Source organism: Pseudarthrobacter sp. NPDC059871, assembly GCF_042731175.1.
GTDB lineage: Bacteria > Actinomycetota > Actinomycetes > Actinomycetales > Micrococcaceae > Arthrobacter.
Genome location: NZ_JBHWJV010000001.1, coordinates 403,938 through 424,249, shown reverse-complemented (window position 1 = coordinate 424,249; position 20,312 = coordinate 403,938). Strand labels below are relative to the sequence as shown.

Below are 20,312 nucleotides of genomic sequence, written 5' to 3'. Positions count from 1 at the left end.
GTTCATACCCTACCGTTTCCCCGGTGGGGCCCCGTATTGCCGGGCCCCTCCCGCAGATAGTGCAGCTGCGCGGCTACTGACATCTCGGCGGCGCGCCGGACGGAACGTCCGACGTCGGAATAGACGGCGTCCGCCACGTCGCCGACGGACGCGTCCCGGCCCAGCCAGTCCAGGGTTGCGCGGATCTGGGCCAGGCGTTCGTGGCGGTGCGTCCGGTAGCCGCGGGCTACGTCTGCCAGGGAGGGCAGGACAGGTCCGTGGGCCGGCAGGACGGTGGCCGGCCCCATGGCCTCGAGCCGGTCCAGGGTGGCCAGATAGTCCCCCAGCGTCCCGTCGGGATAGTCCAGCATGGTGGTTCCCCTGCCCAGGATGGTGTCCCCGGTCAAGACCGACCCGTCCGGCCCATCGCCGGGCAGGTGGAAGCAGACGGAGTCGGAGGTGTGCCCCGGAGTGGCAAGGACGGTCAGCTCGAGTCCCGCGGCCCGGACCACCTCGCCGTCCTGCAGCGGCGCTCCCCCGCCGTGGCAGTGGGCGGGATCCGCGGCGCGGACAGGGGCGCCGGTCAGCTCGTGCAACCGCGCCGAACCGGCCGTGTGGTCGGCGTGCCGGTGGGTGATGAGGACGAGTTCGACGGCGGCCGCGCGCGCCAGCGCCAGAAGGTGGACTTCGTCGTCCGGTCCGGGGTCCACCACCACCGCGGTGGCGCTGCCGGGACCGGCAAGGACATAGGAGTTGGTCCCGTCCAGGCTCATGGGCCCGGGATTGGGCGCAAGGATGAACCGGGTCAGGTCGGAACTGCGCTGCAGGGCGGCGGCATCTGGAGTCACTGCCCCATCCTTGCACCGATGGACCCGGGCTGCCCGATCCCCGGCGCCGGATCACGGTCCGGAATAGATCGAACACCCGAGTGGGTTGACCACAAATGACGCCCCACCCACCACCAGGAAGCCGGATACATCCATGACCAGCGCACCCAGCCTTGCAGAACTCATCGCCAACGCAGAAGCGGACAGCCACGACCACTCCTCGACGGAGAAGAGCACCGGGCTCCTGCACATCCACAACCATGCGGCAGGGACCGTGGTCTGGTTTCCCACCTGGAAGACGTTCCGCGGGACAGCCGACTGGAGTGAAGCAGTGGACGCCGCCGGGGCGGACCTCGCCGAGTCGGAGGCAGCCGACGCACAGGCGGCCGGTATCCTGGCCGGCGAACTGGAGGAACTGCTGAAGCATGCCGCTGTGTCGGGTGACGCCGCAGCTTTCGCCAGTGAAAACCTCACCGCGCACCTGACCCGCACCTGGGCGCTGGGTGACGCGGCCGCCAAGGCCACGGGCAGGGACCTATACACCGCCGGTGCCATCCCCGCGGCCTTCGAGGGCTATCCCTACGAGGTGTACGCGCAGGACGGCGGCGTGTTCGCCTCCTCCCTGTTCAACGACATCATCGACGCCCGGCGCCAGCACGCACTGGCTGAAGAGGCGGCCCGGAAGGCCCTGAAGCCGGTCTCCCGTAAAGCCCAGAAGAATGCCGCCCGCAAGGCAGCCCGGCGCTGACCGCCGGGCCGGTGATGGGCTTAAACGCAAACGGCGCCTGCAGGGACCGAAGTCCGGCAGGCGCCGTCGTGCGTTTCTAAGCCGTCAGCCCGGTCAGGCGAGGCGGGTCAGCCAGCCGTGGGTGTCCGGAACGGTGCCGGTCTGGATGCCCAGCAGCTGCTCACGGATGGCCATGGTGGTTTCGCCGGCCTTGGCGTCCTCCGAGCCGATGAATTCGGTGGCGTCCTTGAGGACACCGATGGGGGTGATGACGGCCGCGGTTCCGCAGGCAAAGACCTCTGTGATCTCACCGGAGGCAACGCCTTCGCGCCATTCATCGAGGGTGATCTTGCGCTCGGTGACGTCCCGGCCCATGTCCTTCGCCACCTGCATGACGGACATCCGGGTGACGCCTTCGAGAATGGTGCCGGTAAGGGCGGGCGTGACCAGGGAGCCGTCCTTCATGACGAAGAAGACGTTCATGCCGCCGAGCTCTTCCACGGCGTCGTCGTTGAAGTGGTCGAGGAACAGTACCTGCTTGCAGCCGTTGGCTTCGGCTTCCTGCTGGGCGATCAGTGACGCGGCGTAGTTGCCGCCGCACTTCGCATCACCGGTTCCGCCGCGCCCTGCACGGGCGTATTCGCGCGAAATCCAGATGGAAACCGGCTTGAGCTCGCCGCCGAAGTAGTTCCCGGCAGGCGACGCGATGACCCGGAAGGAGACCTCGCGTGCGGCGCGGACGCCGAGGAACGCCTCGGTGGCGATCATGAAAGGCCGCAGGTAGAGGGCTTCGCCGTCACCGTTAGGAACCCAGTCCTTGTCCGCGGCCACAAGCTCGCGGATGGCGCCGAGGAAGTACTCCACGGGCAGTTCGGGCAGCGCAAGCCGGCGTGCAGACTTGTTCAGCCGGGCCGCGTTGGCTTCCGGACGGAAGGTCCAGACGGAACCGTCTGCGTGGCGGTAGGCCTTCAGCCCTTCGAAGATCTCCTGGCCGTAGTGGAAGACGGCCGCAGAAGGATCCAGGACGATGGGTCCGTAGGCTTCGACCCGGGGGTCGTGCCAGCCGCCGTTGCCGTCCGCGTCCACGCTGTAGTCGACGACGGCGGTGTGGTCGGTGAAGTAGTTGCCGAATCCCGGGTTCGCCAGGATGGCTTCACGCTGTTCTGCGGTCTTCGGGTTCGCCGAAGGCTGCAGGCTGAATTCGACGCCATGGGCAGTCTGGGTCATGGTTCCTCCACGATCGGCCGCCGGGGGTTCAGCGCTGAACGACAGTGGCGGCATTTGGTAATTCGAGACAAGCTTACGCCCGATGCCGGTGGCTCCGGCGCGGGTCAGAGTCCAGCGGCGATGGCGTCGCCGACGGCGGTGGTGCTCCGGGCGGTGCCGTCGCGCTTTTCGACGTCGGCCACTACGGCGGCTTCGATCTTCCGGGCCGCTTCGGCATAGCCAAGGTGGTCCAGCAGGAGCGCGGCGGAGAGAATGGCCGCCGTCGGATCTGCCTTGCCCTGGCCGGCAATGTCCGGAGCGGAACCGTGGACGGGTTCGAACATGGAGGGCGCAGTGCGGTCCATGTTGATGTTCCCGCTGGCGGCAAGCCCGATGCCGCCGGTAATGGCGGCAGCAAGGTCCGTGAGGATGTCACCGAAAAGGTTGTCGGTGACGATGACGTCGAAGCGGGACGGATCCGTGACCATGAAGATGGTTGCGGCGTCCACGTGCAGGTAGTCGTGGGTGACCTCGGGGAACTCCTGGGCCACGGCCTCGACGGTGCGCCTCCAGAGGTGCCCGGCGAAGACCAGGACGTTGTGCTTGTGGACCAGGGTGACGTGCTTGCGTTCGCGGGCGCTGGCGCGGCGGAAGGCATCGCGGACTACGCGCTCCACGCCGTGGGCGGTGTTCAGGGACACCTCGGTGGCTACCTCGTGCGGGGTGCCGGCGCGCAGGCTGCCGCCGTTGCCAACGTAAGGCCCTTCGGTTCCTTCACGGACCACAATGAAATCAATGGTGCCCGGGTTGGCGAGGGGGCTGCCGACGGTGCCGTACAGCCTTGACGGGCGCAGGTTGACGTAGTGGTCGAGGCTGAAGCGCAGCTTCAGGAGCATCTCGCGCTCGATGATGCCGGACGGGATGCGGGTGTCGCCGGGGGCTGCGCCGACAGCGCCGAACAGGATGGCATCGCGGGTCCGCAGGTCCGCGAGGACCTCGTCCGGCAGGGTTTCGCCGGTGGCCAGCCAGTGCTCAGCACCAAGCTTGTAGTGGGTCTGCTTGAGCTCCACTCCCTCCGCGGCCACGGCCTTTTCCAGCACTTTGACTGCCTCGGCAATGACTTCCGGGCCGATGCCGTCGCCGGGGATTACTGCAAGGTCAATGGAGGATGCGCTCATAATTTCAGGGTAGCCAAGACATCCATATGCTGGTCAACCTGTCTCACTATTCAGACACGGCGATGCTTTGCGCATCTCCGGTATGCCCAACGGCGGCGAGATCAGCCTCCGGTATGAGGCGTCGTCCGGCCCCAACAGCATAGAGTTCCCGGGTGGAACGACGGCACAAGATCTATCAATGGCTCCGGGTCAACACCTTCCGGGTGGACCTGGCCGTCATGTTTGCCGTCCTGGTGTTCTGCGGCCCGGTCTATCTCCTCGCCGACAGGCCAGGCCACTTTGTCCTGTCCAGCGCGCTGGTGGTTCCGCTGGCCTGGCGGCGGACCAGCCCGGTCCGTGCCGCAGCAGCCATCGTGCTCGCTTGCCTTGCTCTGTGGGCCGCCGGGCTTGAGCCGCTGGCGGGCCTGGTGGCCGTTCCGCTGATCATCTACGCCGTTGCCGCCTATGGTCCAGCCTGGGCCAGCCGCTCCGTGCTTGGCCTGGGCCTGCTCGGCGGGGTGCTCCTGACCAGCCGCAACCTCAGCAGCACCGCCGAAACCGGAGTCCTTGGCCTGACCATCAGCGCGGTGTATACGGTGCTGATCTGGATGTTGGTCCTGTTCAGCTGGACCCTGGGCGACCTGACCCGAGTGCGGCGCCAGCAGCTCCAGACCCTGTCGGACCGTGCCCGCAGGCTCGAGATCGAACAACAGCAGGAACGGTCACTCGCCGCCGCCGATGAACGCGCCCACATTGCCCGGGAAATGCACGACATCGTGGCCCATTCCCTCTCGGTGATCATCACCCAGTCCGACGGCGCCAGGTATGCCGCCGCGGCCAACCCTTCGGTTGCCACCGAGACTTTGGCCACTGTCGCCGCCACGGCCCGGACCTCACTGGCGGAAATGCGGCGCCTGCTGGGCGTGCTGCGGCACGGCGATGAGGCCACCACCCGTCCGCTGCCCGGGTTGTCAGATGTGGACGAGCTGTTCCTCGGCTTCCGGGCGGCAGGCCTTCCCCTGGCCTTTGAACAGCAAGGCTCCCCGCGCCGGGTCCTTCCGCCCGGTGCAGAACTCACCGCCTACCGGGTGCTCCAGGAGGCGCTCACCAACGTCCTTAAGCACGCGGGGCCGCGGGCCAGCGCCAGTGCCGCCATCCGGTGGCAGCAGCGGGGGCTGCAGATAGAGGTGTACGACGACGGCCGGGGCGCCTCCGCGGACCACGCCGGCGGTGCTGCGGAAAACGGCGGCAACGGCCTGCGCGGAATGCGGGAGCGGATCAACCTCTACGATGGTTCGTTGGCGGCCGGACCGGCCGCGGGCGGGGGCTTCCTGGTCTCGGCTTTCCTCCCCTACACAGAGGCCTGAGCAATGACACTCCTGGAAGAACACCCGCCTGCGGACAGGATCAGGGTTGCCCTGGTCGATGACCAGCAGCTGGTCAGGTCGGGATTTGGCATGCTGATCAACTCCCAGCCGGACCTCGACGTGGTGGTCGAAGCGGGCAATGGGCTTGAAGCGCTGCAGGCGCTCGGCGCGGTGGCCGCCGACGTCGTCCTGATGGATGTCCGGATGCCGGGCATGGACGGAATTGAAGCCACCCGCCGGCTGATGGAAAGCGCGCTTGCCGCCCCAGCCGGTTCGGCCAGGGCAGAGCTCCGGGTGGTGGTGCTCACAACCTTCGACCTTGACGAGTACGCTCTGGCAGCCATCCAGGCCGGCGCCAGCGGATTCCTGCTCAAGGATGCTCCCCCGGAGGAACTGCTGGAGGCCATCCGGACCGTACACCGCGGAGACGCCGTCATAGCCCCGTCCACCACCCGGCGGCTCCTGGACCATGTGGCACCGCTGCTGCGCAGCCAGGGCAATGAACGTCCGGAACACCATGCGGCCGTCCAGCGGCTCACCGCCCGCGAGCGCGAGGTATTCCAGCTGATTGCGCAGGGACGGTCCAATCCCGAGATCGCGGCAGGCCTGTTTGTGTCCGAGGCCACGGTCAAAACCCACGTGGGGCATATCCTGGCCAAGCTGGGAGCCCGCGACCGGGTCCAGGCTGTGGTGATCGCGTACGAGACCGGGGTGGTCACCCCCGGAGGCTAGTTCCCGCAGCAGCGGGCTCAGACCACGGTATGAGCCCGTCCCCGGCAGGACCAGACCCCAGGCCGATCCCCCGGCCGGGTGCCGGCCCATAGCGTGGAACCATGACAACTTCCGTGCATGACCACCCTGGTTTGAACAGGGATAACGCCACTTCCTCCCCCGCTGTCCAGGCACTGTCCCTCACCAAGAACTACGGCCGCGGCGCCACCCGCGTCAGCGCCCTGCGCGAGGTCAGCGTCACCTTCGACGCCGGCCGCTTCACCGCAATCATGGGACCCTCCGGCTCGGGCAAGTCGACCCTGATGCACTGCCTCGCCGGCCTGGACACCGCGGACTCCGGGCAAATCCTGGTGGGCGGGACGGAGATCACGGCCCTGAACGACAAGCAGCTCACCGAGCTGCGCCGCGACCGGATCGGGTTTGTCTTCCAGGCGTTCAACCTGGTTCCGACCCTGACGGCCGAACAGAACATCACCCTCCCGCTGGCGCTGGCCAACAAAGCCACGGACAGCGCCTGGTTCGACACCGTGGTGTCCACACTGGGCCTCAAGGACAGGCTCCGGCACAGGCCGCATGAACTCTCCGGCGGCCAGCAGCAGCGGGTTGCCGTGGCCCGGGCCCTGCTGACCCGGCCCGACGTGGTCTTCGGGGACGAACCCACCGGCAACCTTGATTCGACAGCCGGCGGCGAAGTCCTGTCACTACTGCGCCGGAGCAGCCGCGAAATGGGCCAGACCATCATCATGGTCACGCACGATCCCGTGGCAGCCAGCTACGCCGACCGGGTGGTCCTGATGAGTGACGGCAACCTGGTGGGCGAGATCGCCGAACCCACCGCCGCGTCCGTCCTTGCCGCCCTCGGCCAGCTGGGAGGCTGAGCGTGCTGCACGTTGCCCTCTCCCAATTCCAGTCCCACAGCCGGCGGTTTATAGCCGTCGGCCTGGCCGTCATGCTGTCGGTGGCCTTCCTGTCCACCACACTGATGGTGGGTGCCAGCACCAGGGCGTCGCTGGGCGCCAGCCTTGGCGAGGCCTACAGCAGGGCGGAACTCATCGCCACACCGGACAGAGGTACTTTCAACGGTGCGGCCCTGGCAGCGGTCCGCGGGGTCCCTGGCGTCAGCGAAGCCTACGGTCGCCTTCAGGCGTATGCGGAATTCACGGCAGGCGGCCAGGAAGTGTTCGCGCAGGCCCGCAACCTGGCGCCCGATGCCCTGGAAACAGCAGCCGTTACCGATGGCGCCCTGCCGGTGCGTGCCGACGGCGTCGCCGTGGACAGCGACACTGCCGGGCGCTACGGGCTGCATGTCGGCGACGCCCTGGAGCTCAGGGCTCCGGACGGCGCCACCACCACGGCGATGACCGTCACCGGGATCCTCCGCGCCAGCCATGATCCATTCGCCTCCGCCCTCCCGCAACTGCTGGCCGGAACTCCTGCGGTCAGTGCGCTGGCGGCGGACGGCCAGGCCCCCGGCGCCGGCCCTGGCGCCGAGGATGGCTATGCCAGCATCCAGCTTGCCCTGGCGCCGGGCACCGACGCTGCCGCGGCCAAAGCGGGCGCGCTGGCAGCGATTGCCGGCACCGGAACCCCAGCGCAGGTCAAGACCGCGGACGAGCAGGTCACGGCCCAGGTGGCCCTGATGACCGGCGGCCAGGACGAACTGACGGTGGTCCTGCTGGCTTTCGCCGGAATCGCCCTGCTGGTTTCCGGCCTGGTGGTTTCCAACACATTCGCAGTGCTGGTGGCCCAGCGCACCCGGGAACTCGCGCTGCTCCGGTGCCTGGGCGCCGCCCGGGCGCAGGTGCGCAATTCCGTCCTGGCCGAAGCCCTCGTGGTGGGCCTGGTGTCTTCCGTGGCGGGGGTGCTCGCCGCCGTCTGCCTGATGGCAGCCCTGATTGGCTGGGCCGGGACGCAGCCGGACATGGCCTTTGCCACCATGGCGGTGCCGCCGTCGTCCATCGTGGCGGGCCTGGCCGTGGGTACGGTCCTGACCGTGGCCGCCGCCATGGTCCCTGCCAGGGCGGCGACCGCCGTGGCGCCGCTCGCTGCCCTGCGCCCCGCCGACGATGCCGGCATCGGGAACCGGCGCGGCCGGGTACGTCTGGTCATGGGCCTTGCCGCCCTCGCCCTGGGAGTTCCGCTGCTCGCCTTCGGCGCGGCCAGCGTGATGCTGGTCGTGGCGTTCGCCGGCGGCGTGCTGTCCTTCATGGGGGTGTTGCTCTGCGCCACACTGTTCGTGCCCCGGCTGGTAGGCCTGGCGGGACGGCTGGCCGCTCCCGCCGGCGTCCCCGGCAAGTTGGCTGCGCTCAACGCCGTCCGCAACCCTGGGAGGACATCGGTGACGGCTGCCGCGCTGCTCATCGGCGTCACGCTGGTGGCCCTGATGATGACCGGGGCGGCCACCGCACGCCAGGCATTCGATGACGCCCTCGCCGAGACCTACCCGGTGGACATGGCCGTCACCGCTGAGCACCTGACCACGGCCCAGCAAGACGCCGTGGCGCGCATCGATGGCGTTGCGGCCGCGGCGCTGCTGCCCGCGGCGGGGCGTTTTGAGCAGCAGGGCGCCGAAAACCCCGTCTACGCGGTCGGCGCAGCGGAGGCCGGACGGCTGCTCCGCGACACCACACTCGTCCTGGAGCCCGGGAAGATCTACCTGCCCGAGGGCGCCCAAGCGGGGCGCGTCGACGTCAACGGCGCATCCGGTACGGCCACCCTGGAGGCAGTGGTCCTGCGGACCCGCAACATTCCGGCGCTCGTCTCCGCGGAGACCGCGCAGCAGTCCGGCCTGCCGGGCGATGCCACGGCGGGCAGCACCGTGTGGGTGCGCCTTGCAGACGCCCCCGGCGGCGGGCAGCTGTCCGGGGACCGCATCAAGGACATCCAGTCCGCCGTTGCCACGGCAACCGGGGTGGCCAGCGGGGCGGTCAGCGGTGCGGCCATCGAGCGTGTCACCTTCAACGAGGTCATCGACGTGCTGCTCCTGGTGGTCACAGGCCTCTTGGGGGTCGCGGTGCTGATCGCGCTGATCGGCGTGGCCAACACTCTGTCCCTGTCCGTGCTGGAGCGGACGCGTGAGAACTCCCTGCTGCGGGCGCTGGGCCTGACCCGAGGCCAGCTACGCGGAATGCTTGCCCTGGAAGCCGTCCTGGTTGCCGCCGTCGCGGCGCTGCTCGGTTCAGCCCTGGGAACGGTGTACGGATGGCTGGGCGCCCGTTCGGCGCTCGGCAGCCTGGCCGCGGTCACGCCGGTGGTTCCGTGGCTGCAGCTGGCGGGAGTGCTGGCGGTGGCAATCGCCGCCGGGCTGCTGGCATCGGTCCTTCCCGCCAGGCGGGCGTCCCGGCTGTCACCGGTGCAGGGGCTCGCCACCACGTAGATCCGCCGGAGGCTACTACAACAGAAGGGCAGGAGCCGCGGAAATCCCGCGGCTCCTGCCCTTTCCTGAACCGGCTAGGCCTCTGCCGGTTCCTCATACTTGGGGAACACCGGCGCCGGTGCAGGCAGCAGCGTCCCGGCGGCGATGGGCGTGGCAATCGCGGCGAACTGGCGTGCGTCCCCTTCCGGCTGGCCGAGGGCATCAAGCAGCCGCGCCGTCGAGCCCGGCATCACCGGCTGCGCGAGGATGGCCACGATGCGCAGCACCTCAAGGGTGACGTAAAGGACGGTGTTCATGCGTTCGACGTCGGTCTTCCGCAGCACCCAGGGCGCCTGCTCGGCGAAGTAGGCGTTGGTGTCGCCAAGGACAGCCCAGATGGCCTCGAGGGCGCGGCTGAATTCCTGCTTCTCGAAGGCAGCCCGCGCTGTGTCCAGCAGGCCACCGGCCTGTTCCAGGATGGCGGTGTCAGCGTCCGTGAAAGCACCCGGGGTGGGAACCGCTCCCCCGCAGTTCTTGGCCACCATGGAAAGGGAACGCTGCGCCAGGTTGCCGAAGTTGTTCGCCAGGTCCGAGTTCATCCGGCCAACGATGGCCTCATGGTTGTAGCTGCCGTCCGCTCCGAACGGCACCTCACGGAGGAAGAAGAACCGTACCTGGTCCAGGCCGTACTGCTCCACGAAATCGGCCGGTGCCACCACGTTGCCCAGCGACTTGGACATCTTGACGCCGTTGTTGTGCAGGAAGCCGTGGATCATGACGCGCTTGGGCAGTTCCAGGCCGGCGCTCAGGAGGAAGGCGGGCCAGTAAATGGCGTGGAACCGGGAGATGTCCTTGCCGATCACATGGACATCGGCCGGCCAGAACCGGCGGAACTTCTCCGAGTCCACGTCCGGGTAGCCCACACCGGTGAGGTAGTTGGTCAGCGCATCCACCCACACGTACATGACGTGGTTGCTGTTGCCCGGAACCGGGACGCCCCAGTCGAAGGTGGTGCGGCTGATGGACAGGTCCTCCAGGCCGCGCTTAACGAAGCTGATCACTTCGTTGAACCGGGACTGCGGGGCACCGAACTCAGGCTGCGCTTCGTAGAGCGCCAGCAGCTTGTCCTGGTACGCGGACAGCCGGAAAAAGTAGCTCTCCTCGGCCGTCCACGTCACCTCGGTGTCCGTCTCTTTCGAGTAGCGCACGCCGTCGTCCTTGACCACGGTCTCGTCCTCGCCGTAGAACGCTTCGTCCCGGACGGAGTACCAACCCTCGTACTTGTCGAGGTAAATGTCGCCGTTGGCTTCCATCTTCTTCCAGATGGCCTGCGACGCCGCGTAGTGGTCCTCGTCCGTAGTGCGGATGAAGCGGTCGTACGTGATGCCGAGGGCTTCGTGGGCCGCCTTGTAGACTTCCGCGTTCCGGTCCACCAACTCCTTGGGAGTGATGCCTTCCTTTTCGGCCGTCTGGGCGATCTTCATCCCGTGCTCGTCCGTGCCCGTCAGGAACATCACATCGTAGCCGTCCAGCCGCTTGAAGCGCGCCATGGCGTCGGTGGCGATGTACTCGTAGGCATGGCCGATGTGCGGCACACCGTTGGGGTAGGTGATGGCCGTGGTGATGTAGAACGGCGTTTTCTCTGAAGCAGTCACGTGCGGACAGTTACCTTCGATGCGGAGGGACGGGCTAGATCAGTTCAGTCAGGCTATCGCTCAGCCGGACCAGTTCGTGGTCGTGTGACGCCACCAGGACGGCGATGCCGTCGGAGGTGGTGTCCTTGAGGATGCTGATGATGCGGTTGGCAGAGGCGCGGTCCAGGCTGGCCGTGGGCTCATCCACCACCAGGACGCGGGTGCCCAGGATCAGGGCGCGGGCAATGGCGACGCGCTGCCGCTCACCGCCGGAAAGCTGCGCGGGCCGGTGCCGCATGCGCCGGCCCAGGCCCACCAGGTCCAGGAGGTCCTTGGCCATGTCGCGGCGCTGGTCCACCTCGCCGTCGGGGACGGCGGGCAGGAGGACGTTCTCCAAGGCGCTCATGCCGTCGATCAGTGCACCGCCCTGGTCCACGTAGCCGATCAGCGCGCGACGGCGGTCGGCGATTTCGTCGTCGCTCATGCTTTCAAGGGAATCGCCTTCCCAGAAGACGCGTCCCGACGTCGGCAGCGTCAGTCCCGCGCCGACGGTTAGGATGCTGGTCTTGCCCGAGCCGCTTCGGCCGGCGACGCAATGCATCTCGCCTGCGTGCAGCGTCAGGTCGAAGCCCTCCACAACGCTGACGGCTTCGGCCCCGCCCTTGCCGCCACCATAGCGGATGGTGATGTCACTCAGTTCCAGCGGGGTGGCGTGGTCAGCCGCCTTGACGATGGTGTTGGCGCGGGTCTGCAGGGGAACCTCGCCGGAGCCGCCCCTGCGGCTCCGCTGGACATTCGTCGGGTTTGTCATTGGACCACTTTCGTTGCAATTGGAATCCAGCAAAGTACTGCCACGAGGCCGGCAACGCCTGCCCACAGCGCGGCGTAGGGGGCCAGGAGGAGGCCGATGCCGAGGGCGCCCAGCACGCCCAGGGGCAGGGCGACGGTTCCCACCAGCGCGTTTTCGAACAGGCGGACCTGCCGCAGCATGTCGGGGTTCCAGCCCATGGCTTCAAGGATGCCAAGGTACTGGCGCTTGGCGTTCAGTTCGAACCTGCCGGTGACAAGGGTGAGGACGAGCCCCACGGCCACACCGGCGATGGCCAGCAGGATGCTGGGCAGCGCCACGCTGGCTGCGGCAAGTCCGCTCAGCGCGCTGGCGCCGGCAGCGCGGGGAATGTCGATCAGCAGTGCGATCAGTCCGCCCACGGCGGCCCCGAAGACACCTACTGCCACGGCCAGGGACAGCGTGTTGAACTTGTTGGTGCCCAGCTGGCGGTTGGCGAAGGTCAGCGGCGAGTCCACCGGGATAAGCCGTTCGTCGTGCTGCGGTTCCTGGTCGATGACGTCGCGGTGCTTGAGCTGCTGTGCGGCAAACAGTGCTGCGGCGGCATAGAGCACCAGGACCGCGGCGCACACCAGTGCGGTGGACAGGCTCCAGCTGATGAGGCTCAGGGCGATGCCGGCCACGGCCAGCAGGACCGCGCCAACGCCGAATTCCTCGAGCACCCAGCTGCGGATCCTCCGCTGGGTCCAGCCCATGGCGCGAAGGGTTCCGGCCTCGCTACGCCGTTTGCGGATGTAGCTGACCGTTGATGCCCCGGTGAGCAGGGCGGCCCCACAGAGGGTCAGGAACAGCAGGGTGAGGTTGGTGCCGGACAGCGATCCGGTGACGGCGTCGGCGGCGTTCTGCCGGACCCACGACTGCTGCACGGTGCCCAGCGGCGATTCCTTGCCGGCGTCGTCTTTGGAGTAACCGGGGACGAAGATGCTGGCGTCTTCACGGGCTGAGCCTGCCACGATGGTGGCTTCCAGTCCCATGTTGCGGATCTCCTCGGCGAGCTTCTCGACGTCGGGCTGTGCTTCCTTCCAGCTGCCCGGCGCCTTGGCGCGGACCCGGATGGCATCAATGACGTTGGCATTGTTGGTGTAGCCGCGGGCTGCGGCCAGGCCATAGTAGTCCGTGATGGCGCCCGCGGACTGGCTGGCCAGTCCCGTGGCGCTGAGGGAAGGCTGAAGCTCCGTGGCCGGAACATCCTTGCCCTCGGCATCCTTGACCATCGTGAACGGCGTGGGGTCGTAGCCGCCCAGGGGCAGCTTGTTGACGTCACCGGAGGCCTCGGCCACTGCTGCGGGGTCGAACGTGCCGTACACCATGGCCAGCGGCGAAGCCTGCTTCTGCCCGGTGGAGAGGTTGTCCCGGTAGGACCGCTCGTCCACAGGCTCGCGCTGGGTCTGGTCCACCGGGGCGCCGTTGGCGCTCTTTTCGGGCAGGCGGTTGACGGTTACCCATTCACCGGGGACGGCGTTCTTGTCCACGGCACCGTTGGCCGCCGTGCCGGCGTCGGTGTACTTGGGAGCTGCCGCAAAGTCGGTGCTCCATTTTGCTGGCGTGTAGAGGCCCTGGTTGAAGTTTCCGTTGGCGCCCAGCAGCGACGTGTGGTCGGTCGAGCCGGGCCAGGACAGAGCGAAGGGGTCCTTCGAGACGAACGGGAGGTAGTCCTTGTCGAGGGAGCGTGTGGCGGTGCCCACCTCGTTGACGACCTTGCCGGAGTCGTCGATCTCTTCGATCTTGACGTTGTACTTCAGGTCAAGGGAGGTGCCGGAGCGGACCACCAGGGGGATGGCCTGGGAGTCGGACGTCAGCTGTCCGGTGCGCTTGGCCTGCTGGTACTGGGTCATCAGCGGTGCCCAGTATTTGAGCTTTACGCCGAGGAAGTCCGGCCCGTCCTTGAGTTCGTCGACCCCGATGCCGTTGGTGAAGAGGCCTTCGAGGTAACGGCCGACGGCGCCGGCGTTACGGGCATCTGCAGGCGGCGCTTTTTCGAGCGGGGCTAGGAAGTCCCCGGCAGTGCCGAGGAGGGCGCGCTCCGATGCGGGGTCGACGGCCACCACGGATTCCGTCACCTCGGGGGCGAGGGGCAGGGAAACGGACAGGTTGAACAGGTTGTGCTCGGAACCGCCGGCCGGTGACGGGAATTTGATGCCGGTTTCGCCGGCGGGCGCAGCGATGCGGATGCTGCTGCCCCCTGCGGCCTTCTCCTCAACGAGCTTGGCCTTGCCAAGGGTTCCCTCGGCGGTGGACTTGAAAAGGGTCTGTTCGGAAACGCCGTCCGAGCTCACGGCGCTGGCGGTCAGGCGGTACTTCTTGGCTTTGTCGCTCAGGACCGATTCCGCGGCAGGCCACTGGTCCGGGGACGTGGCTCCGGCGGCTTGGTCGGCCGTTGCCGTCCCGGCGAGGCCGGCGTTGTAGCCGAGGTAGTCCATGGCGTCCAGCCGGGGCGCCTCAAGGTTCTGCGTCACGCGGGACACGAGGCTGATGGGGGCAGCCACCGACGTTTCGGAGAGCTTCCGGATCGAATCCAGCTGCTCGAAGCTGATCCCACCGGTGCCGTTGGCAATCTCGGGCTGCAGCATGGCTCCGGCAGGAGCCTTGGCCTGGACCAGCACGTCGTACAGGCCGCGTGAATTTTCATCCACGGTCCTGTTGAGTGCAGCCTGTGACTGGCTTTGGACGAGGACCGACAAGCACATGGCTGCGATCAGGATGGCCGCGGTCAACAGCAGCACTTTGCTCCTGATGAACCTCTGGACGGCGTTCATTGAACTCCCTGAAACCTGGATTGCGTGGCGCACACCCGTGTCGACCACGTGGCGGCAGCGGACATGGACGATTACGGACGGATGTGCAAAAAGTATTGGCCGGCCTGCCGGACCGGTCCCGAGACGGGACCAGGCCATACTAAGCAGACCGGCCAATCATACGTGGCCGCGCCGGGACGCGCCGAGCGGAGACGTGTCGTTCGGCGTTTCGCGCGACCTAGTGACTGATTACGGCTAGTCCTCCAGGTCCACTTCGCGGACCATCTCGGCGCCGATGCCGGCCTTGATGGCGTCCAGGACCTGCTGCGGGACGGAGCTGTCGATGGTCAGCAGCGCCAGCACCTGTCCGCCTTCGTCGTGGCGGGCCACCTGCATGCCGGCAATGTTGATGTTGTTCATGCCCAGGATGTGGCCGATGGTGCCGATGACGCCGGGACGGTCGGCGTAAGCCACCACCACGAGGTGTTCGCTGATGGGGATTTCCACCTCGAAGCCGTTGATGCCCACCAGCTTCTGGATCTGCTTGGGACCGGTCAGGGTGCCGGCCACGGAGATCTGGCTGCCGTCACTCAGGGCGCCGCGCAGGGTCAGCACGTTGCGGTAAGACTCGGTATCCGGGGTGGTGATCAGGCGGACGTTGATGCCGCGCTGCCCGGCGATCACCGGTGCGTTGACGTAGGAAACCTGCTCGGTGACCACGTCGGCGAAGATGCCCTTCAGTGCCGCCAGTTCCAGGACCTTGACGTCCAGTGAGGAGATTTCGCCGGCAACTTCAATGTCGAACTGCGTCAGCGAATCGTGGGTCAGCGCGGTGAAGATGCGGCCCAGCTTCTCAATGAGCGGGATGCCGGGGCGCACATCGGGGGCGATGACGCCGCCGGCGACGTTGACTGCGTCCGGGACCAGTTCGCCGGCGAGGGCCAGGCGGACCGATTTGGCAACGGACACGCCGGCCTTTTCCTGGGCTTCATCGGTGGAGGCCCCAAGGTGCGGGGTGACCACCACGTTGTCGAGCTTGAAGAACGGAAGGTCCGTGCTCGGCTCCTTGGAGAAGACGTCGACGCCGGCACCGGCGATGTCGCCGTCCTGCAGGGCCGTGAACAGGGCCTCTTCGTCCACCAGGCCGCCGCGGGCGACGTTGATGACGTAGGCGGTGTTCTTCATCTTCTTGAAGGCATCCGCTCCGAGCATTCCCACGGTCTCCGGGGTCTTCGGCATGTGGATGGTGATGAAGTCGGACTGGGCGAGCAGCTCATCCAGGGTGACCAGCTGGACGCCGAGCTGGGCTGCGCGGGCCGAGGTGATGTAGGGGTCGTACGCGAGGATCTTGGTGTCGAAGCCCTTCAGGCGTGCTGCCACGAGGGCTCCGATGCGGCCGAGGCCGATGATGCCGATCTTCTTCTCGAACAGCTCAATGCCGGTGTACTTGGACCGCTTCCATTCGCCGTCCTTGAGGGCGGCGCTGGCCTGCGGGATGTGGCGGGCAAGGCTGAGGATGTGGCCCACCGTGAGTTCGGCCGCGGAGACGATGTTGGACGTGGGTGCGTTGACCACCATGACGCCGGCCTGGGTGGCGGCCTTGATGTCCACGTTGTCCAGCCCCACGCCGGCGCGGGCGATGACCTTAAGGTTCTTCGCCGCTGCGATGGCTTCAGCGTCCACCTGCGTTGCGGAACGGACCAGGATGGCGTCAACATCACCAATCGCGGAAAGCAGCTGGGAACGGTCAGCGCCGTCGGCCTGGCGGATCTCGAAGTCCGGGCCGAGGGCCTCGACGGTGGCGGGGGAAAGTTCTTCGGCGAGCAGTACTACGGGTTTTGACACGGCTGATCCTCTGCGTTGCAGTCCTGGGGATGGGAACAAGTCTAGGCCGACGGAAAGGCCGGGCTCACATTGTTAAGTGTGAACCCGGCCTCATCGCGGCACTTTAGCTGGCTGTCGCGCGTTCGCCTGGCGGCGAGCGGTGGCCTTAGCGGGCTGCGGAACCTTCGACGTAGTCCGCGTCCTGCTGCTGCCAGGAGAAGAGTGAGCGAAGTTCGCGGCCAACCTCTTCGATGGGGTGCTGCTCTGCCTTGGCGCGCAGTTCCTTGAACTCAACGCCGCCGTTGTCCTGGTCCTCGATGAACCGCTTGGCGAAGGCGCCGGACTGGATGTCGGCCAGGACTGCCTTCATGTTTTCCTTCACCTCGGGGGTGATGACGCGCGGGCCGGAGACGTAGTCGCCGTATTCTGCGGTGTCGGAAACGCTCCAGCGCTGCTTGGCGATGCCGCCTTCCCACATGAGGTCCACGATGAGCTTGAGCTCGTGCAGCACCTCGAAGTAGGCGATCTGCGGCTGGTAGCCGGCTTCGGTCAGGGTCTCGAAGCCGTACTGGATCAGCTGGGACACGCCGCCGCACAGGACGGACTGCTCGCCGAAGAGGTCCGTTTCGGTCTCTTCGGTGAAGGTGGTCTTGATGACGCCGGCGCGGGTGCCGCCGATGGCCTTGGCGTAAGACTTGGCCAGGTCCCAGGCGGAGCCGGAGGCGTCCTGCTCCACGGCGATGATGTCGGGGATGCCGCGGCCGGCCTCGAATTCGCGGCGCACGGTGTGGCCGGGAGCCTTCGGGGCAACCAGGATGACGTCTACGCCCTCGGGCGCCTGGATGTAGCCGAACCGGATGTTGAAGCCGTGGGCGAAGGCCAGTGCCTTGCCCGGGGTCAGCTTGTCCTTGATGGAGTCGTTGTAGATCGAGCGCTGGTACTGGTCCGGCGCCAGGATCATGATGACGTCGGCCCATTCGGCGGCGTCGGCAACGTTCTTGACCGTGAAGCCGGCGTCCTCGGCCTTGGCGGCTGACTTGGAGCCGTCCTTCAGGGCGATGACAACCTCGACGCCAGAATCGCGAAGGTTCAGTGCGTGGGCGTGGCCCTGGGAGCCGTAGCCCACGATGGCAACCTTGCGGCCCTGGATGATCGACAGGTCGGCGTCGTCGTCGTAGAACATTTCAGTCACTTGCGTAACTCCTCTTGAGTGGTTTTGTAGATGGTGGTCTTGCGGTGCTGCGGTTACGGGCAAACGTCCCGCCGTGGCGTGCTGCCTAGGCGGAGCGCAGTGCCCGGTCACTCATGGAGCGGGATCCCCGTCCAACGGCCAGGGTGCCGGACTGCACAATTTCGCGGATGCCAAAGGGCTCCAGCACTGAAAGCAGTGCCGTGAGCTTTTCGGGATGGCCGGTTGCCTCGATGACGACGGAGTCTGTGGACACGTCGACCACCGAGGCGCGGAACAGGTCTGCAGCCTGGGTCACCTGCAGGCGTGTTGCGGCATCCGCACGTACTTTGACCAGGATGTGGTCGCGCTGTACGGAAGATTCGGAGGTCAGTTCAACGATCTTGATCACGTTCACCAGCTTGTTGAGCTGCTTGGTGACCTGTTCGATGAGCTCACCATCGGCGTCGACCACCACTGTCATCCGGGAAATGCCCGGGACTTCGGTGGGGCCGACGGCCAGGGAGTTGATGTTGAAGGCCCGGCGGGCAAAGAGGCTTGCAACGCGGGTGAGGACGCCGGGCTTGTCTTCAACCAGGACGGAGAGTGTATGGCGGCTCATGGTCAGTCTTCCTCTTCCCAGTCCGGGGTCATGTTGCGGGCAACCTGGATCTGGTCGTTGCTCACGCCGGCGGGCACCATCGGCCACACCATGGAGTTGGGGCTCACCACGAAGTCGATCACCACGGGGCGGTCGTTGATTTCGAGGGCCTTCTGGATGGTGGCGTCGATGTCCTCGTCGCGTTCGCAGCGGAACGAGGCGCAGCCGTAGGCCTCCCCCAGCTTGACGAAGTCCGGGATGCGGACGGTGTCATGGCCGGTGTTGAGGTCGGTGTTGGAATAGCGGCCCTCGTAGAAGAGGGTCTGCCACTGCCGCACCATGCCCAGCGACGAGTTGTTGATGACGGCAACCTTGATGGGAATCTTGTTGATGGCGCAGGTGGCCAGTTCCTGGTTGGTCATCTGGAAGCAGCCGTCGCCGTCGATGGCCCAGACCACGCGGTCCGGCTCCCCCACCTTGGCGCCCATGGCTGCCGGCACGGCGTAGCCCATGGTTCCCGCGCCGCCCGAGTTCAGCCAGGCGTGCGGGCGTTCGTACTTGATGAACTGCGCGGCCCACATCTGGTGCTGGCCAACGCCCGCCACATAGATGCCTTCGGGGCCGGTCAGGGCACCGATGCGTTCGATGACCTTCTGCGGTGCCGTGAGCCCGTCCTCGGGTTCGGTGAAGCCCAGCGGGTAGGTTTCCTTGAGGTTGTTCAGGAAAGCCCACCAGGTGGTGAGGTCCGGGTTTCCGGCTGCCTCGAACTGGGCCCGGACGGCCTCGGTCAACTCAGGAATGATCTCCTTGACCGAGCCCACGATCGGAACGTCGGCGGCACGGTTCTTGGAGATTTCCGCGGGGTCGATGTCTGCGTGGATCACCTTGGCGTGGGGCGCAAACGTCTTCAGGACACCGGTGACGCGGTCATCGAAGCGGGCGCCCAGGGTGATCAGCAGGTCTGACTGCTGCAGGGCGGTCACCGCCGAGACAGTACCGTGCATGCCGGGCATGCCCACGTGCTGCGGGTGCGAGTCAGGGAACGCACCCTTGGCCATCAGCGTGGTCACCACCGGTGCACCGGTGGCTTCGGCCAGGGCCCGCAGTTCGGCGCTGGCGTGCGCCTTGACCACACCGCCGCCAACGTAGAGGACCGGCTTGGAAGCCGCCGCGATGAGCTTTGCAGCCTCGCGCACCTGCTTGTTGTGGCCGCGGGTAACAGGCCGGTATCCGGGCAGGTCAACGCGCGGCGGCCAGGAGAAGGTCATCTGGCCCACCTGTGCGTCCTTGGCAACGTCCACGAGGACGGGGCCCGGACGGCCGGTGGAGGCCAGGTGGAAAGCTTCGGCCATGACATGCGGGATGTCGTTGGGGTCGGTCACCAGGAAGGAGTGCTTGGTGATGGGCATGGTGATGCCCACGATGTCCGCTTCCTGGAAGGCGTCGGTGCCAATGACACCGCTGGACACCTGGCCGGTAATGGCCACCAAGGGCACGGAGTCCATGTGGGCATCCATGATGGCGGTAACGAGGTTGGTGGCGCCGGGGCCGGAGGTGGCGATGCACACGCCCACCCGTCCCGTCACCATGGCGTAGCCTTGCGCGGCGTGGCCGGCTCCCTGTTCGTGACGGACCAGCACGTGGTTCATGCTGGAGGCCATCAAGGGGTCATAGGTGGGCAGGATCGCGCCACCAGGCAAACCGAAAATATCGTCGACGCCGAGTTCTTCGAGCGAGCGGACAATAGCTTGCGAGCCGGTCATCACCGTTGGGGGTACAACGTTGTTCGGCCCAAGGACAGGAGAGACAGCAGCAAGGTCAGCGACGACGGCGGCATGCTCAGCCGTCCGGTCGGCGCGTTCCGGAGCCTTGGGGGCTCCAGGGGACTTGGCAGCCATCAGCGAGGGGCTGATCGGCGATCCTTTGCTCATCGGACTCTTCCTTGTGGATCATCAATAACGGTGAAACTGCGGGGAATAAAAAAACCCCTCAAGCCGTGGTGGCTCTTCGAGGGGTTTGCGCGTGACAGTTCGTTGCCGGGGCTAGTGAGCCACGCGCTTGGTAAGGACGACGACTGCAACTGCGCAGTTGGTAACGAAAGTCATGCGTTCAGTTTTCCCTCTGGTGTGACGGGTGTCAACGCGGGATCATCC

Annotated in this window: 15 protein-coding genes; 5 read left to right on the top strand and 10 right to left on the bottom strand. The window is 66.8% G+C overall.

Annotated features, from left to right (window positions below):
• Window positions 1–2: 2 nt before the first annotated feature.
• The gene (locus tag ACFV4R_RS01880) at window positions 3–827 is read right to left on the bottom strand and encodes an MBL fold metallo-hydrolase (protein WP_377202207.1); all 825 of its coding nucleotides are present in this window, start codon (window positions 825–827) and stop codon (window positions 3–5) included.
• A gap of 133 nt (window positions 828–960) precedes the next feature.
• Here ACFV4R_RS01880 and ACFV4R_RS01875 point away from each other — a divergent pair, with 133 nt between their 5' ends.
• Window positions 961–1,554, top strand: a complete 594-nt coding sequence (locus ACFV4R_RS01875) for a hypothetical protein (RefSeq protein WP_377202208.1) — start codon at window positions 961–963, stop codon at window positions 1,552–1,554.
• Between the two features lie 93 nt (window positions 1,555–1,647).
• Here the strand turns inward: ACFV4R_RS01875 and ACFV4R_RS01870 are convergent, their stop codons facing one another.
• Together ACFV4R_RS01870 and ACFV4R_RS01865 are read right to left on the bottom strand one after the other, a co-directional pair.
• Entirely contained in the window at window positions 1,648–2,760 is a 1,113-nt protein-coding gene (locus ACFV4R_RS01870) for a branched-chain amino acid aminotransferase (protein WP_377202209.1), read from the bottom strand.
• 104 nt (window positions 2,761–2,864) lie between these two features.
• Window positions 2,865–3,917: a 3-isopropylmalate dehydrogenase gene (locus ACFV4R_RS01865; protein ID WP_377202210.1), complete on the bottom strand. Its 1,053-nt coding sequence runs from the start codon at window positions 3,915–3,917 to the stop codon at window positions 2,865–2,867.
• A 152-nt stretch (window positions 3,918–4,069) separates the two neighbouring features.
• Between ACFV4R_RS01865 and ACFV4R_RS01860 the strand changes: the two genes are divergently transcribed.
• From ACFV4R_RS01860 to ACFV4R_RS01845, 4 genes are all read left to right on the top strand, one after another.
• On the top strand, window positions 4,070–5,263 hold the full coding sequence (locus ACFV4R_RS01860) for a sensor histidine kinase (RefSeq protein ID WP_377202211.1): 1,194 nt from the start codon (window positions 4,070–4,072) through the stop codon (window positions 5,261–5,263).
• A 3-nt stretch (window positions 5,264–5,266) separates the two neighbouring features.
• A complete protein-coding gene (locus ACFV4R_RS01855) occupies window positions 5,267–5,995 on the top strand; it encodes a response regulator (protein ID WP_377202212.1) in 729 nt (242 codons plus the stop codon).
• 101 nt (window positions 5,996–6,096) lie between these two features.
• Entirely contained in the window at window positions 6,097–6,873 is a 777-nt protein-coding gene (locus ACFV4R_RS01850; protein ID WP_377202213.1) for an ABC transporter ATP-binding protein, read from the top strand.
• A 2-nt stretch (window positions 6,874–6,875) separates the two neighbouring features.
• Entirely contained in the window at window positions 6,876–9,371 is a 2,496-nt protein-coding gene (locus ACFV4R_RS01845) for an FtsX-like permease family protein (RefSeq protein ID WP_377202214.1), read from the top strand.
• 74 nt (window positions 9,372–9,445) lie between these two features.
• Here the strand turns inward: ACFV4R_RS01845 and metG are convergent, their stop codons facing one another.
• The 7 genes from metG to ACFV4R_RS01810 all read right to left on the bottom strand — a co-directional run bounded on the left by metG (window position 9,446) and on the right by ACFV4R_RS01810 (window position 20,090).
• A complete protein-coding gene (gene metG / locus ACFV4R_RS01840; RefSeq protein ID WP_377202215.1) occupies window positions 9,446–11,005 on the bottom strand; it encodes a methionine--tRNA ligase in 1,560 nt (519 codons plus the stop codon).
• A 34-nt stretch (window positions 11,006–11,039) separates the two neighbouring features.
• Window positions 11,040–11,795 carry an ABC transporter ATP-binding protein gene (locus ACFV4R_RS01835; protein WP_377202216.1) on the bottom strand — a complete coding sequence of 252 codons (756 nt, stop codon included), beginning with the start codon at window positions 11,793–11,795 and terminating at the stop codon, window positions 11,040–11,042.
• On the bottom strand, window positions 11,792–14,587 hold the full coding sequence (locus ACFV4R_RS01830) for an FtsX-like permease family protein (RefSeq protein ID WP_377202217.1): 2,796 nt from the start codon (window positions 14,585–14,587) through the stop codon (window positions 11,792–11,794). Before ACFV4R_RS01830 ends, ACFV4R_RS01835 begins: the two co-directional genes overlap by 4 nt.
• Window positions 14,588–14,821: 234 nt before the next feature.
• Window positions 14,822–16,411, bottom strand: coding sequence for a phosphoglycerate dehydrogenase (gene serA, locus ACFV4R_RS01825; RefSeq protein ID WP_377202218.1), 1,590 nt, complete (start codon window positions 16,409–16,411; stop codon window positions 14,822–14,824).
• A 145-nt stretch (window positions 16,412–16,556) separates the two neighbouring features.
• Entirely contained in the window at window positions 16,557–17,582 is a 1,026-nt protein-coding gene (gene ilvC, locus ACFV4R_RS01820) for a ketol-acid reductoisomerase (protein WP_056085271.1), read from the bottom strand.
• A gap of 85 nt (window positions 17,583–17,667) precedes the next feature.
• Window positions 17,668–18,180, bottom strand: a complete 513-nt coding sequence (gene ilvN, locus ACFV4R_RS01815; RefSeq protein WP_045730609.1) for an acetolactate synthase small subunit — start codon at window positions 18,178–18,180, stop codon at window positions 17,668–17,670.
• Between the two features lie 2 nt (window positions 18,181–18,182).
• Window positions 18,183–20,090, bottom strand: coding sequence for an acetolactate synthase large subunit (locus tag ACFV4R_RS01810; RefSeq protein WP_377202219.1), 1,908 nt, complete (start codon window positions 20,088–20,090; stop codon window positions 18,183–18,185).
• Window positions 20,091–20,312 lie beyond the last annotated feature (222 nt).

What these genes read in the sequence shown, in the direction of transcription:
- ACFV4R_RS01850 (WP_377202213.1), top strand. Translation starts at nt 6,097, where the DNA reads ATGACAACTTCCGTGCATGACCACCCTGGTTTGAACAGGGATAACGCC.
- ACFV4R_RS01810 (WP_377202219.1), bottom strand. Translation starts at nt 20,090, where the DNA reads ATGAGCAAAGGATCGCCGATCAGCCCCTCGCTGATGGCTGCCAAGTCC.
- ACFV4R_RS01830 (WP_377202217.1), bottom strand. Translation starts at nt 14,587, where the DNA reads ATGAACGCCGTCCAGAGGTTCATCAGGAGCAAAGTGCTGCTGTTGACC.
- ACFV4R_RS01870 (WP_377202209.1), bottom strand. Translation starts at nt 2,760, where the DNA reads ATGACCCAGACTGCCCATGGCGTCGAATTCAGCCTGCAGCCTTCGGCG.
- ACFV4R_RS01835 (WP_377202216.1), bottom strand. Translation starts at nt 11,795, where the DNA reads ATGACAAACCCGACGAATGTCCAGCGGAGCCGCAGGGGCGGCTCCGGC.
- ACFV4R_RS01865 (WP_377202210.1), bottom strand. Translation starts at nt 3,917, where the DNA reads ATGAGCGCATCCTCCATTGACCTTGCAGTAATCCCCGGCGACGGCATC.
- ilvN (WP_045730609.1), bottom strand. Translation starts at nt 18,180, where the DNA reads ATGAGCCGCCATACACTCTCCGTCCTGGTTGAAGACAAGCCCGGCGTC.
- ACFV4R_RS01875 (WP_377202208.1), top strand. Translation starts at nt 961, where the DNA reads ATGACCAGCGCACCCAGCCTTGCAGAACTCATCGCCAACGCAGAAGCG.
- ACFV4R_RS01855 (WP_377202212.1), top strand. Translation starts at nt 5,267, where the DNA reads ATGACACTCCTGGAAGAACACCCGCCTGCGGACAGGATCAGGGTTGCC.